Consider the following 13,940-nt stretch of genomic DNA (forward strand, 5'->3'; position numbering starts at 1 on the left):
TAATCATGCACTTTTTAATTAATAAAATAGTTGACTTTTATTTTTTTATCAGTTATAATTGATAAAATCCGAATGAAAAAAGGTGTATTATAGATGGATATTAAAAAACTACCTAAAACCGAGCTACATTGCCATCTGGATGGTTCCCTATCATTCTCAGCCATTCGTCAACTAGCCCGTTGGGCCGATATCAGTCTTCCAGAAAGCGATGAGGAGTTAAAAAGACTTGTCACAGCTCCTTCAGATATTAGTAGCCTTAATGATTATCTAAGTACTTTTGATACTATTCTTCCTTTGTTACAGACTAAAAAAGCACTGAGGTTTGCTGCCTATGATGTGGCTCAGCAAGCCGCTAAAGAAGGTGCCATCTATGCTGAAATTCGTTTCGCACCAACCCTATCCACCGCTAAGGGGCTGACTGCCATAGAAGTCGTCGAAGCGGTTTTAGATGGCTTTGAACAGGCTCAATATGATTTTGGTATTGTTGTCAAAGCCTTGGCTTGTGGGATGAGGCAGTCAAATCTTGATGAAACTTATCGCATGTTTAAGGAAGTTAGTCGTCTTGCGACACGAGGGCTAGTTGGTTTTGACTTTGCAGGAAATGAGGCTGATTTTCCGACTGGTGTTTTAGAAAAAATCATCACAGATACTCAGGCGCTAGGGTTGCCTTTTACCCTCCATGCTGGAGAATGCGGGTGCGCTAACAATATTGCACAAGGTCTGAAACTAGGCATTAAGCGGTTTGGTCATGCGACAGCCCTATCCTTATCAGCAGAGATTCTTGACGATTTTGTTGCGAAAGAAGCAACTGCTGAATTATGCTTAACAAGCAATCTTCAAACAAAAGCAATTTCTGAATTAAGTGAATATCCTTACCATATTTTCTACGATAAAGGCGTACGAATAACGATAAACACCGATAACCGAACAGTTTCTGACACCAATTTAACAAAAGAATACCAATTATTTGCTGATTATTTTGGGGTATCTATAACAGATTTTTTAAGGTTTAATGAATATGCTTTAGAGGCCAGCTTTGCCACTCCAGCGGAAAAAATGAAACTTTTGGAAAAATTACATCAGGGCTACGCACCATTTTTAAACACAGACAGCAATTAACTAGACAGAGTTGAGATGAGCAAACAATTCATACTTGAGATTGTCAGCGCATCCTACTCTAATTTTCACCTTACATCTTTCCGAAAAACTATAATTTTCTTGAAAAATATATCTTTCTATGCTATACTACTTATATAGAAAGATATAGTATAGGTGATTTATGCGACGTGAGTTGTTATTGGAGAAAATTGAGGAATTAAAAGGAATGATGCCCTGGTATGTCTTGGATTATTACCAGTCCAAGCTCGCTGTTCCTTATAGTTTCACGACCCTGTACGAATATCTAAAGGAATACCGTCGATTTTTTGAATGGTTGCAAGATACAGACTTGGTCAGTGCTCAGCGGCTGGCAGATATCCCCTTGGATACACTGGAACATTTAACCAAAAAAGATGTCGAAGCCTTTATCCTCTACCTACGAGAGCGTCCTCTGCTCAATGCTAATACCACCCAACAGGGAGTCTCGCAAACGACCATTAACCGTACCCTGTCAGCTCTTTCAAGTCTTTATAAATACCTGACGGAAGAGGTCGAAAACGAACAAGGAGAGTCTTATTTTTACCGCAATGTCATGAAAAAAGTCTCCACCCAGAAAAAAAGAGAGACTCTAGCCTCTCGTGCGGAAAACATCAAGCAAAAACTCTTTTTAGGTGATGAAACGACTGCCTTTCTCGACTATGTGAACACCGAGTACGAGCACAAACTCTCCAATCGTGCTTCTTCTTCTTTCCGAAAAAACAAGGAGCGGGACTTAGCGATTTTAGCTCTGCTATTGGCGTCTGGCGTGCGATTATCCGAAGCGGTCAACCTCGACCTCAAGGATGTCAATCTCAAGATGATGATCATCGACGTGACGCGAAAAGGTGGCAAGCGCGATGCTGTTAATGTGGCAAATTTTGCCAAACCGTATCTGGAAGCCTATGTCGCTATTCGCAAGCAACGCTACCGATCAGAAAAAACGGATGTTGCCTTTTTCTTGTCTGAATACCGCGGTAAAGCTAATCGTATCGACGCTTCTTCTATTGAAAAAATGGTGGCAAAGTACTCCGCTGACTTCAAAATCCGTGTCACTCCTCACAAACTCCGCCATACGCTAGCCACTCGCCTCTACGATGCCACCAAGTCTCAGGTCCTTGTCAGTCACCAGCTCGGGCATGCCAATACCCAAGTCACAGACCTTTATACCCATATTGTCAATGATGAGCAAAAAGATGCCTTAAACAAGCTATAATGTTACATATTTATAATTATGTAAAACACCAACTCGGAAAGTCGGTGTTTTTTTACGGTTAACTTCTTGTGAATACGATATTGATAACAAGGTCGGGGTGCAATAACTGCTTAACCCGACATTTATCGGCGATGTAAGCTTCTAACTCAAGTTCAAGGTCAGGCTGTATTGGCTCTGATAGGGCAACCTGTATATCAAATGTTGCCTCACTATAGCTTGCAGAAACCTCAACTGGAAAATCCTCGTTTCCGTGTCGTCGTGCAAAGTAGCCTTGGACACACATGCTGACACAAGAGGCTAGGGCAACGACAACCAAACTGACAGGGGTCTCTCCTTGTTCAGTTGTTGCAAATGTGGTGATTGGCTCCCCATAACCTGTTGATTTCACTTGAAATAGCTGTTCCCCTTTGACGTATGTCTGATACATCACTTGTTCTCCTGATCCTCATCCTCATTGGCTGATACAGCTTTTTTGAATTCGGTAATCATTTTACCGATGGAAGCGCCTAGTTCTGGTAGTTTTTGCGGTCCAAAGATAATCAGAGCTGCAATCACAATAACCAAAACACCTGGTGCACCAATATCTCTTAACAATCCCATTATTATCCTCGTTTCTTTTCTACACTTCTACTTACTATGATACCAATTTCATAAATCAATAGCAAGGGTAAACTCATGATCAGGTCACTAATCACATCTGCTGGTGTTAACATCACTGCCAAACAAATCATGGCAAAATAAGCCTGCCTACGATAGCTTCTTAGGAAGCGAGCATTAACAAGACCTAGACGTGTCAAAAAGGCGATAATAACTGGAAATTCAAACAAAATAGCTAACGGCAGGGTGGTGTGCCAAACGAAAGACAGGTAATTTTGTGCTGTTATCTGGGTGATAAATAAATCATCTCCCAATGATAGTAAGACCCGAAATAAAGACGGTGTAACCAGATAAAAACCAAATGCTAAGCCTGTGATAAAACAGGCAAAAACAGCTGGAATATAGGTCAGTACCCCTCTTACTTCACTAGGTTTTAGCGCGGGACGAACATAAGCCCAAATCTGATAAGTGATGAATGGCAATATCAGGCTGAAGCTCATCAAGCTCGCCAACCGAACATAAATCCATAAAATATCATTCGGACCAAGAACCAGCAATTTTTGTTTCAGGGGACTGGTGATAAAACGATACAGTTCAGGTGACCAGTACAGACTTAGGATAAAAAATCCGACAAAGGTCAATAAGACAATGATGAGCCTTTTCCTAAGTTCGGTCAAATGCTCTAAGATACTTTCTTCTTTATGGGTCATGCTTCCCTACTTTTTATAACAAACAGGCTAACAGCGACCGCCAGAATAAGGATTATCTGCAGTAGGACAACTTCCCAGCTCGGATAAATGCCCAACCAGTCAATACTTGGCAGCCAAGTGATGTGATGGCTCGAAACCTGATTGGTCAACTGTAAGGTGTGAATGCTGACACCTAACATCTTAAAGGCTAGCCCATAAATCAACCACCCCAAAACATAAAAGAGACGGTTAATCGGCAATCGTTTGGCAGAATTCAAGAAAATGACGGTCAAAACGAGTAAGCAGGCTAGGGCTAGTCCAATACCAATCAAAAAATCAGGCAGGGAAATGTGAGGCAACATGCCTGCATAAAACAAAATGGCCTCAGCTCCTTCACGAAAAACAGCTAAAAATGATAGAAGAAACATGGAAAAGAAAGATCCTGTTGACATGACAAGGGACAGTTGTTTTGTCATATAAGCTTGCCAGGCAGTAGCTTGAGATTTACGATGTAACCACATGCCGATGGTCAGCATCATCACAACCGCAAAAATACCAATAAATCCTTCTAAAATTTCACGGTTAGCACCTGAGGTAAAAGTTGGAAAGAGCTGATGGAGCAACCAAGCTGTCACTGCGCTCGCTACTAGTCCTGCTACTGCTCCGCCATATACCCAGCGTAAGCCTTTCTTTTGCCCGACTGAGCGTAAGACACCCACTAAACTCAAAACAATGAGCAGAGCTTCAACTCCTTCACGTAGCAAAATCAACATGCTATCAAAAGGTGTATAAGCCGCTGTCGTATCAATGGTTTTTAACTGACTGATTAAGTCACGCAGGTCTTGCTGCGAATCTTTTTCAGAAAACTTTGCCATGATAATCGGTATCTGGCTTTCTACCTGACGGTACAAACTGGCATTCCTTGTGCTGACGGCACTTTCAAAGCTCGGCCAGGCAAGAATAAATTCACGCAACTGTTGTTGTCCCTTGCTCAAGTTTCCCTCGTTAGAAGCTTTTACTGCTGCTTCTAGAGTGGCAATGCCTTGACTGAGACTAGAAATCGTGGAAATGGCAGCTACGTCTTCTCCTGAAACAAATGCCTTAAGCGCCGTTTCTAGCTCATTTAACTGGCTAATGATGAGTGTTTTGTCTAAAGGGTCGGTCTCGATAGCTGCTCGCAAAAAGGATAAAGCTGTTTCGATACGCCCATAATGCTTAATGCTTGGGCGAACCCGAGCCTCATGACGTGTCCAAACACTATTAAAGGCTAAAAAGGCTGTTTTTAACTCCTCTCTATCCTCTACACCGCTGATGGTTTGGCGCAGGCGCTCAAGAGCTGGAAAAACCTTGTTCTCAAATTTTTCAAGTTCGGTCTCGTAATCGACAGGATTTTGTTCCTGTTCAAACTGCAGCAACTGTTTGGATAGATTAGTGAGTTCAGCTTCTGTGATGGTTTTATCAGATAAGCTATCGGCTACTGCAACTAAAACTTCCTGACCTGCTTTAGACTTGCTCTCTTCTAAAGCAACAAATGCTTGCTGGAAATTTTCTAGCTCTGTGAGAGCTTTGTCTGCTTGATGATTTTGTAGAGCTGTTTTGGCATCGGAGATTTTGATAAAAAATTCACTGTAAGACTGGGCATGAACTGGGCTGACAAACAAGGCAAATGCCGCTATTATCAGCAACACAAGTCTATTCAAATAAGTCTTGACCAAGATAGCCTCCTTTTTTGACACCAGCAAAGCAAGCAAATAGCCCAGAACCAATATGAGTGATGTATTCATTAAGCTTATCACTGGCCCCCATCATGGTCTGGATTTTGACAAATTGGTCAGGGTCCTTTTGAAAGGAGATAAAGAGCAGACCAGACTCAAATTGCCCTGTTGTCTCGTTAATCCCGTCAGAATAGCTATAAGAACGACGATAAAGCTCCAGACCGGTTTTCTTAGCCAGATGAACATGAGAATCAACAGGAATGACAGGATTTCCTTGAGCATCTGTTTTCTCAATATCGACTGTGGCAAATTCATCAGTTTCTCCCAAGGGTGCTCCGCTAATCTTATGACGACCGAAGGTATTTTCCTGCTCATTCAAACTGGTTCTGTCCCATGTTTCTAAATGTATGCGGATTTTTCGAATCGCCATAAATGTCCCATCTGCCAGCCAGTCCTTACCATCGTACCAGATAATATCCTGCTGGGCTTTAGGTTTTGTTGGGTTGGCAGTTCCGTCTTTAAATCCAAAAAGGTTACGTGGTGTTTCCTTACCGTTGCCGATGGCTGTAAACCCAGACTGACTCCATTTCATGGTGACTGAACCTCTGGCTTTCCTGATTAGATTGCGAACAGCATGAAAGGCGACTTGCTCATCATCTGCACAGGCCTGAATCATGATGTCGCCACCTGTATAACGTTCCTCTAGCTGCTCACCAGGAAAGGGCGGAAACTCTTTGAAAACACTAGGAATTTTATGGGTCCAGCCTAATTTTTCCAGAAAACGTCTGCTAATGCCAAAGGTCAAGGTTAAGCGATAAGGATTTAGCCCGACGGTTTCTCCAGTATCTTTTGGCGGTAAGTGAATGTTATCTGGTTCGTCTTCGACAGCCTTACCATCAATGAGGTTCTCAGCATAGACCGTCCAGTCCTTAAAGACCTGACGCAACTGATTTCTATCTTTTGTCGCCAAATCGAGTACCACAAGGTAGATGTTTTTCTGCACTGGGCTGACGATACCGGCCTGATGACGGCCGTAAAAGGCAAAACTATCCTGACCGACCAACTCGTTTTTAACTGATTGAACCTGCTTGGTCAAGAGACCTCCGACGACTGATGAACCGACCAGTGCTCCAGCACCTGCTAAACTAGCCTGCTTGAGAAAATCTCGTCTACTCAGTTTTTTGTCGAAAAATCTTGTTTTTTTATCATCTTGAGTCATCGATGTCTCCTATTCAATGACAATCCCCATTTGAGATAGGGGTTCACCTAACTTCGTGACCGCTTCTGACAAGGCACGTGTGTCTTCCTTGGTCAAGTCAGTATAGGATTTGTAGTTGGTACCATCCGTCATGTGGCTGTCAAGTAGCGCATGTACATATGCAAATCGAGCCTCCAACTCTTTAACAAGGTCAGAATTCTTTTCTTGTAAGAGCAGACGGAAGAGGTCAAAAATCTTTTCTGCTCCCTCGATATTGGCGCGGAAGTCGTACAGATCGGTATGCGAGTAGATTTCTTCTTCACCGGTTATCTTGCTTGTGGCAACTTCGTTGAGCAAATCAACCGCTCCCGTAGTCATCATGTCTGGAGTCACATCAACTGTTGATACCTTGGCACGGAGTTCCTTGATGTCTTTGACCAACTGGTCAGCGTATTCGACCGTTCCCTCGGTCGTGTTATTTTCCCAGAGAATGCGTTCGATACGGTGAAAACCAGACCAGCCCTCCTCCGTGTTATTCTCATCGACATAGTCTACCAAACGGAAATCAATTCGAACATCCAGCTCACCGAAACTCTCTGCAATCGGTTCGCTCCGTTCATAAGCCATCCTGATAATGGGATAATGCGCTTTAGCTTCTTCAAGTTTGCCCGCTTTTAAGAGCTCCGCCCATTTTTCGGTATCCGTCAGCAGCTGGTCGATTTGCTGTTCAACAAAAGCCTGATAGTCCTTAGTAATCTGATTTAACTGGTCTTGATTATTTAGGACAACCGTCTGACCAGACGAGGGAGATGTTGCCGTCGGGCTGTTTTGAGCACAAGCTGCAAGGCTAAGGGTAGCTACTGCCAATAGGGAATAACGCAAAATATTCTTCATTGTAACCTCTTTCTAATGCTTATATTATAACGGATAGGAACGAGGCTTGTAAACCATTTCTCAAATATGAGAACTGTTATAAAATAAGCTATCTCCACTCTCTTCTATCGTGACCTTTGCCTGGCTTTTTGGTAAAATAAAGAAATGAAAAGCATTCTTAAACATTTCAAACCTTATGACTATCTTTTAATTGGGGTAACCCTGCTAATCAGCCTATCGCCTTGGTTTATTACTCTCTGGAAAGCCCAACACCCGCAACCAGCTAACCTGGTTGCTGTTGTCAAAATTAAGGGTGAAATTGTTGACCAGTTCGACCTGACTGCTGACAGCACCAATCAGACCATCACCTATACCCCAAATCCTGGTCAGTATAATATTGTCGAAATCGACAGCGGGCGGATTCGGGTCAAGGAAGACAACAGTCCTGATCAGATTGCTGTTCGGACTGGATGGATTAGCCAGGCTGGACAAGTTCTGGTCTGCCTGCCCCACCAATTTCTCATCGAAATCCAAGGTCAGGCTAGCGAGGATGAGCTTATTTTACCGCGATAGCAAAAAAGCCCAAACTAGGGCTTTTTCTTCTTAACGAAACAGTCCAGCAATCAGCAAGACCAGCACATAGAGCCCGCTCCAAAGCACAAAACTCTTTATGCTCTCTATAAAAGTCTCCCGTTTGACCTGATTGGCTGAAAAACGTTTGATACTGCTCAGGTGCAAGGGAATAGCTAAGCAGATAAGCAAGCTCCACCAAGGTAACAGCCTTAGCAGAACAGCTAAAAGAAAACTCACCCAAGGCAGAGCGGACAACATTTGATAGAGCTTGACTGAGCGGTCCGGGGTCAAGTAATGCACCAAGGTGTAACGGTGATTGCGCACATCCTGTTCATAGTCGCAGATATTGTTGGCAAGCATGATATTGGCAATCAAGGCCACCAGAGGCAAGCTGATTAAGGCTAGCTCAACGAGAGGCCTGACATTGACTTGCAAGCTGAAGAAACCATCCACCCAGCCACTGCGGACAAAGTAGGTTGGGTACTGGACATAATTGGCCAAAAAGAAGATGCCAAAACCCATGGTCACTCCAGAAAAAGCTTCTCCCAGAGGCAGGCGAGACAGGGGCAGAGGACCAAAGGTATAGAAAATCCCAATCAAAAAGCAAACCATACCCATAGGCAGGAGCAACCAGTCCGTCTGCCAGACCAAGACCAGAGATAAGGCAGTTGCTAAGCCTAAAAGACCAAAGATAATTTGGACCATTCGATTATAATCGAGCCGATGTCGCCCAATGATATTATCTTCTGTTTTATAGAGTATGTCCTTAGCCTTCTTATAGTCCATCGTATTGTTGATGGCAGTGGTCGTCAAATCAAAAGTCAAGACCGCTAGGCTAAACAAAAAGGTATTGAGCCAATCCAGCTGACCGTACCAGTAACGGTACCAGAGCAAGCCCATGATCAGTGGGAAAATACTAGCCACTTTGGTCTTAAGTTCCACAAACTCTAAAAAAATTGGTAGGGTTAATTTGGTTTTAGTTGGCAAGGTGATACTCCTCGTTGCTTAATTCAAAGGTGTTTTTCAGACCATCACTAACATGAACTCCGTGGTCCTTGTCAACGAAAACAGCTTCCGCATCGTCCAGTTGGTTGATATGGGCAAGTCCTTCCTCTAAGCCCATGACAAAGAGACTCGTAGAGAGAGCATCAGCCTGGGTAGATGACTTGGTAAAGACCGTTACGCCGGAGATACTGTTGTCAATCGGGTAGCCCGTTTTAGGATTAAGGATATGGTGATATCGAACCCCATCCACTTCCAGATACCGCTCGTAAATGCCAGAAGTCACAATAGAGCTGTCGGTCTGAAGCACACTGCCAACCGTTGCTCCACGGATTTCGTCAGGGTCTTGAACACCAATCTTCCAGCCGTCAGGATTGTTGGGAGAGCTACCCATAACAATGACGTTACCTCCTAGATTGATGACGGCTGTTGTGATGCCTTTCTTGACAAAAAGATTTCTAATCTGGTCAGCAATGAAGCCTTTAGAAATGGCTCCCAGCTCCAAAATCATGCCTGCTGGAATTTTTACGGTCTGGTTGGTCTTGTCTAATTCAATTTTTCGATAGTCGATATGATTTAGCCCTTCAGTAATTTCTTCATCCGATGGTTTTCTGGCCTCAGTTGACCCAATTCGCCAGAGCTGACTGATAGCCCCGATAGAGATGTCAAAACGACCTTGGCTGGTCTTAGAGACCTCAATAGCTTCTTCTATCAGGCTAAAGGTGCGCGAATCCACCTTAATAGCCTCTTTACCTGCAGCCTGATTAATCTTGTAAATGTCGGACGTTTCTAAATTAGTGGAGAGTAGGCTTTCAAGCTCTGCTATTTCAGCCAAAGCTTCCTCCATAACCTCCTCTAGACCTTCGTGGTAGATGCTAAGGGTGACGACGGTGTGAAGGAGGGACTCGGTTCGGGTCAGGGGTGTTTTGGTGACGGTCAGACCGTCAGTGTTTTTGGTCTGGCAGGCGGTCAAGAGGGTCAAAACCAGACCTACAAGGACAAAAAAGCGTTTCATAAGATCCTTTCTTTGATAGGCGAAAAGCCCTCAAATGAGGACTTTCTTGACAATTATTTGATGATGATAGTCTCAGTTTTGCCTTCTTTAGCAGCTGCAATCAACTCAGCAATTGATTTTTTGAAGTCGTTAGAGATGGTTGTTGCGCCTGAAACTACTTCGATGTTCTCAAGACCTGGTGTTGCAACAACGCCAGCGTTAAGTTTCTCGATAGCTTCTGCATGAGAAACGCCAACTTTATCTTTCATGTTGGTGTTATACTCAGCACTCTCACTTTTAAGTTGACCTTCAGCGTTGATGTAGTCGAATTTAGACTCAACTACTTTAGCGTCTTTAACAACAATCGTGTGAGTAATTTTCCAACCGTGCTCATCTGCTTCAGCACCTTCTGCTGTGTAAGTCCCATCAACAAGAGTGCCGTTAGTTGCACCTGATGTTGCTTCTGCTGAGCTTGAAGCTACCACTGATGAGCTTGCTTCTGAAGATGTAGCGGCAGTTTCTTCTTTCTTAGCACCACAAGCAGCCAGCGTCAAGCTAGCAGCCAAAACAAGAGCACTGTTTAAAAACCATTTTTTAGACATGTATGTTCCCTTTTCTATTTGTTTTTTTACTACTTAATGTTACCATATCGTGATAAAATTGTCAAATTTTTTTCGACAATTTTGCCAAAGACTGTGAGGATATCCCCAATTCCTTGAAAGCTCGTTCGGCCTTAGCCAAATAAGCTATTTTTAACCTTCTCGTTTTTTCCAGAGCCTGACTGGTTGCCAGTTTATCCATCAAAATCTGCAAATCTTCCTCTGACCAACCGTGTTTTTGTCGCTCATTTATCCAGCCCTTAAAATCAGGATAACCAACAAAGGCATAGAGGATTGGAGCCGTATAAATACCGTTTTGCACGTCCTGAAACCGAGGTTTACCTGACTGACCTAAAGCCTGCTCATAATCTAAGAGGTCGTCCGCTAGCTGAAAGGCCATCCCCAGAGCCCGTCCTGCCTGATGGGCTAACTGGAGCTCACGAGGACTACTTCCCACTCTCAGACTACCACCTTGACAGGCTAAGGAAAATAGCAGAGCTGTTTTACCTTGGATTTGTTTGAGGTAGTCTTTGAAGGTAATTTGGAGATTGTAGTGATTGAGGAGTTGACGGATTTCACCAACTAAAACCCCATCAATCAGCCGATCTTTAAGACCGTCTGGTGATTCTTTCAGACCAAGCAGTTGTAATCCCTTGGTTGCCAAATGTCCCGCCTTAGTTAAGAGGTAATCTCCTGTGTAAATGGCTAAGCGATTAGAAGTTACCTGATGCAGGGCTTCAATGCCTCTTCTGTAACTGGCCCCATCAATCACATCATCGTGCACCAGGGTGGCCAAGTGAAAGAGTTCTAAAGCAGCAGCCAGGTAGTAACGCCCTTCCCTTAACTCTCCATCCAACTCCAAGGCGACCAGGAGGATTAGACCAGACCTCAGGTATTTACCAGGAGCGGTGATATAACGTGCTACTTCCTGTCCAATCAGACCAGGCAAACCCTTAGATTCATCCAGCATAATCTGACGAACCTTAATCAGCCCAGCCTGAACCTGAGGAAAATCATCCCAAATCGGGTGAACCATAATAACCTCTCCTTTCGTCTCTTGTCGCTTGCAGAGGGAGTGAGGGGCCAGAGATAGTATTTCATCTTTTCACCCCTTGCTCGATTACTCGGGGTGAAAAGATAAGAATAACTTGCCAATTCTTCCCCCTGTGTCTTATTTCATTAACCGCGAACCTAAGAAGGTCAGGAACCTTGTCCTAACCTTTTTACATTTTCTTTTTATCCTTATTCTGGTTGAGAAAACGCATTGCTCTGCTATTTCCCAAAGGTAATCCATAAACTATTTCTTCTGCCCATAAATGTGGCGTTCTTTACCGTATAGGAGGCGATCTAGCTGGTTACCTAGCCAAGGCATTACCCAGTAGTCCAGACCAAAGGCTTGACCAGCGCCACCCATGAGGGCGATAGCAACTGGAATAAACCAGATGTTTACCCAATAGAACATGCCCGACAGGCTGAACATAGCCACCATACCAGCGGTTATTGCAGAAATCAACCAAACAAAGAGACCAGCAATCAGAGCCAAACCGATGGCAATCTCAACGAAGACCATGAATTTTTGCATGAGAAGAGCTACTTCTTGATTAGGCATCATAAATTCCATAATGGACGCAAACCAATCTGGCATTTGTTCAAAGACCGTCATCGGGGTTTCGCCGTAAGTGTAGCTCAGGCTAAAGACTGGCTCAGCCACTTCTGCTGCTGCCATTGAGGCACTGGTTGTTGCCTCCACTGCCTGAGAAGCACCTGAAACTGTCTCTTGCAACCAAGGAAATGGAAAGACCACCTTGTCTCCCAACCACGAGGTTGTGCCGAAGAGACCAAAAGCTTTTTTCAAGCCTTCAAAAAGCCAGACACTACCGTAGAAGACCCGCAAAGGCACTAGCCAGAGACGATTGCCTTTGCTGGACAAATGGCCACCAAAGACGTTACGACGGTTTTTGACATCAAAGAACTCGTGACGGGTATAGGTCACCATGTTGTAGAGGGAGCTGATACTGAAGAAGTAAACTAGGTTGACCAGATGCTTGACCAGGGTCGCCATAAAGCCTGACAGGTGGTACTTGTCATTGAGGTAAGCCACGGCATATTTGGCACCGATAGAGACCATGAAACCATCGTACTTGCCTTCGAAAGTGTGTTTTTCCCCTCCGGTAATGGCTGCTGCAATGTTGCTAGCTGCGGTATGCCCAGTTTGCTCAGCTGCTTGAACAATCTGAGGTACTGGTCGCCCTTCCTGACTGGCATCTTCATAGTAGACCAAGTCACCAGCCACATAAACATTTTCCTTGTCCAAGGCTTCCATGCATTGGTTAGCCATGAGACGTCCAGCACGCCCTTTACTGATGTTGAAGTTTTCAGTATCTGAATTGGCCTGAACACCAGCTGTCCAAATTGATGTATAAGTTGGGATGGAACGACCTGACGCCAGATTGAGCTGATGATTGTCAACAGACGTTACCCCATCTGCCAAAATCAATTCAACACCTCTTTTCGTCAGGTACTTGGTCGCCTTCTCACGCTCCACCTCAGTCACCATAGCCAAGATGTTTGGTGTGGCTTCAACCAATTTGAGAGAAAATTCTTTTTCGTCCAAACGGAACTGTTTAGCCAAGATTGGTACCCAATCAATCAGCTCACCAATCATCTCAATCCCTGTAAAGCCTCCCCCAATAACAGTGAAGGTCAAGAGGGCACGGCGTTTGGATTCGTCATGTTCACGGCTTGCGCGGTAGCAGGCATCAATGATTTGGGCATGCAGGGCTTCCGCTGCTTCGATAGACCAGAGGGTAAAACCATTCTCTTTAACACCAGGTGTGCCGAAGTCATTGGCTTCACCCCCCATAGCTAAGAGCAGGTAGTCATAAGAAAAAGTGCCGTGCTCAGCAAGAACTGCCTTCTTATCATAGTCAACCTTGGTCACCTTGTCGGTCACTAGATCAACTTTGGGGTACTTTTTGAAAATTCGTTGTAGATCATGCTTGACCGCATCAGGTTCCACCCGACCAGCTGCTACTTCATGAAGCTCAGTCATATAGGTCATAAAGGGATTCTTGTCAATCAAGGTGATGCTGATATCTTGATTTTTCTTAAAGGTCTTTGCTAAATGGCGAGCAGCTGAAACACCAGCATAGCCAGCACCAACAATAACAATCCGTTTCATTGGGAAAAATCCTCTCTAACTATTGATAAGTTCTATTATAGCAGGTTCTCAAGAAAGAGCAAGGGAAATATTTCGACCAAGCCTAATAATAGGAGTTTTAGAGAATAATAATGGGCTTTTTTTATCTTACTTTCAATATACGCTCAACTTCCACAACAATCCTCACTTG

At 44.0% G+C, this 13,940-nt stretch carries 14 protein-coding genes; 3 read left to right on the plus strand and 11 right to left on the minus strand.

Features of this window, described 5'->3' with window-relative positions; translation table 11 throughout:
* Nucleotides 1-93: 93 nt before the first annotated feature.
* Nucleotides 94-1,119, plus strand: a complete 1,026-nt coding sequence (gene add, locus ACERC8_RS03050) for an adenosine deaminase (protein ID WP_373658432.1) — start codon at nt 94-96, stop codon at nt 1,117-1,119.
* Nucleotides 1,120-1,279: 160 nt separating this feature from the next.
* Nucleotides 1,280-2,350 (plus strand): tyrosine recombinase XerS, encoded by a 1,071-nt coding sequence (gene xerS / locus ACERC8_RS03055; RefSeq protein ID WP_373658433.1) that lies wholly within the window; start codon nt 1,280-1,282, stop codon nt 2,348-2,350.
* Between the two features lie 58 nt (nt 2,351-2,408).
* Here the strand turns inward: xerS and ACERC8_RS03060 are convergent, their stop codons facing one another.
* From ACERC8_RS03060 to efeO, 6 genes are read right to left on the minus strand one after another with little or no spacing between them, the layout of a single operon-like run.
* Nucleotides 2,409-2,777, minus strand: a complete 369-nt coding sequence (locus ACERC8_RS03060) for an OsmC family protein (protein WP_373658434.1) — start codon at nt 2,775-2,777, stop codon at nt 2,409-2,411.
* The gene (locus ACERC8_RS03065; RefSeq protein WP_373658435.1) at nt 2,777-2,950 is read right to left on the minus strand and encodes a twin-arginine translocase TatA/TatE family subunit; all 174 of its coding nucleotides are present in this window, start codon (nt 2,948-2,950) and stop codon (nt 2,777-2,779) included. Before ACERC8_RS03065 ends, ACERC8_RS03060 begins: the two co-directional genes overlap by 1 nt.
* 2 nt (nt 2,951-2,952) lie before the next feature.
* Entirely contained in the window at nt 2,953-3,657 is a 705-nt protein-coding gene (gene tatC, locus ACERC8_RS03070; RefSeq protein WP_373658436.1) for a twin-arginine translocase subunit TatC, read from the minus strand.
* Nucleotides 3,654-5,351: an FTR1 family protein gene (locus ACERC8_RS03075; protein WP_373658437.1), complete on the minus strand. Its 1,698-nt coding sequence runs from the start codon at nt 5,349-5,351 to the stop codon at nt 3,654-3,656. Before ACERC8_RS03075 ends, tatC begins: the two co-directional genes overlap by 4 nt.
* On the minus strand, nt 5,329-6,570 hold the full coding sequence (gene efeB, locus ACERC8_RS03080; RefSeq protein WP_373658438.1) for an iron uptake transporter deferrochelatase/peroxidase subunit: 1,242 nt from the start codon (nt 6,568-6,570) through the stop codon (nt 5,329-5,331). Before efeB ends, ACERC8_RS03075 begins: the two co-directional genes overlap by 23 nt.
* A gap of 9 nt (nt 6,571-6,579) precedes the next feature.
* Entirely contained in the window at nt 6,580-7,443 is an 864-nt protein-coding gene (gene efeO / locus ACERC8_RS03085; protein ID WP_373658439.1) for an iron uptake system protein EfeO, read from the minus strand.
* A gap of 144 nt (nt 7,444-7,587) precedes the next feature.
* On the opposite strand from efeO, the gene ACERC8_RS03090 reads away from it, so the two are divergent.
* The gene (locus ACERC8_RS03090; RefSeq protein ID WP_373658440.1) at nt 7,588-7,995 is read left to right on the plus strand and encodes a NusG domain II-containing protein; all 408 of its coding nucleotides are present in this window, start codon (nt 7,588-7,590) and stop codon (nt 7,993-7,995) included.
* A gap of 30 nt (nt 7,996-8,025) precedes the next feature.
* Here ACERC8_RS03090 and ACERC8_RS03095 read toward each other — a convergent pair whose 3' ends face one another.
* The 5 genes from ACERC8_RS03095 to ACERC8_RS03115 all read right to left on the minus strand — a co-directional run bounded on the left by ACERC8_RS03095 (nt 8,026) and on the right by ACERC8_RS03115 (nt 13,771).
* Nucleotides 8,026-8,982, minus strand: a complete 957-nt coding sequence (locus ACERC8_RS03095; RefSeq protein ID WP_373658441.1) for a 1,4-dihydroxy-2-naphthoate polyprenyltransferase — start codon at nt 8,980-8,982, stop codon at nt 8,026-8,028.
* On the minus strand, nt 8,972-10,012 hold the full coding sequence (locus ACERC8_RS03100; protein ID WP_373658442.1) for an FAD:protein FMN transferase: 1,041 nt from the start codon (nt 10,010-10,012) through the stop codon (nt 8,972-8,974). Before ACERC8_RS03100 ends, ACERC8_RS03095 begins: the two co-directional genes overlap by 11 nt.
* Before the next feature lie 53 nt (nt 10,013-10,065).
* A complete protein-coding gene (locus ACERC8_RS03105; protein ID WP_373658443.1) occupies nt 10,066-10,593 on the minus strand; it encodes an FMN-binding protein in 528 nt (175 codons plus the stop codon).
* Between the two features lie 61 nt (nt 10,594-10,654).
* Nucleotides 10,655-11,626 (minus strand): polyprenyl synthetase family protein, encoded by a 972-nt coding sequence (locus ACERC8_RS03110; RefSeq protein ID WP_373658444.1) that lies wholly within the window; start codon nt 11,624-11,626, stop codon nt 10,655-10,657.
* 261 nt (nt 11,627-11,887) lie between these two features.
* Complete coding sequence (locus ACERC8_RS03115) at nt 11,888-13,771, minus strand: FAD-dependent oxidoreductase (RefSeq protein ID WP_373658445.1); 1,884 nt, start codon at nt 13,769-13,771, stop codon at nt 11,888-11,890.
* Nucleotides 13,772-13,940 lie beyond the last annotated feature (169 nt).

The organism is Streptococcus sp. E29BA, assembly GCF_041807805.1.
Taxonomy (GTDB): Bacteria; Bacillota; Bacilli; order Lactobacillales; family Streptococcaceae; genus Streptococcus; species Streptococcus entericus.